Source organism: Thermococcus sp. M36 (assembly GCF_012027355.1).
In the GTDB taxonomy this organism is placed as follows: Archaea; Methanobacteriota_B; Thermococci; order Thermococcales; family Thermococcaceae; genus Thermococcus.
Map to the genome: position 1 here is coordinate 1 of NZ_SNUH01000220.1, position 436 is coordinate 436.

The 436-nt window shown below is 33.5% G+C and carries 1 protein-coding gene; it reads right to left on the reverse strand.

Features of this window, described 5'->3' with window-relative positions; translation table 11 throughout:
* Positions 1-131 precede the first annotated feature (131 nt).
* Positions 132-436 (reverse strand): hypothetical protein (locus E3E36_RS13035; protein ID WP_206203693.1); only part of this gene is annotated, 305 nt, incomplete at its 5' end.

The window sequence follows — 436 nt, forward strand, 5'->3', positions numbered from 1 at the left end:
ACAACATTGTATTACTATATGCCTTTCTGGTTGAAAATTGCTTTTATAAAAAGATGAATAATGATAAGAACGCACAAGAGTGCGACGCAACAGTTGATGCCATGAAATACTTAAGCCGGTATCTTAATTTTTTATTTTTCTTTTGAAATCTTAATTAAACTATCAAACACATTTTGGTTCAGGGGATTATTTACTGCATGTTCTATACTTATTTTTTCTGCGGGTGTTAAATGAAAACTTAAGCCCGCATCTGCATCTTTAGGCAAGGGAATATATTGAAAGCATAAACGGTAGAAATTATTACCGTAACTGTTGGCAAAATAGCTTAATTGGTCGTGTTGATAATAATCCTGAAGTCTATACCAGTTGTTCTGTAATAAAAACATTGGCTTGGTAAAAGCACCAATAAAACTGTTGCTTTCGTACGGAGCATCCC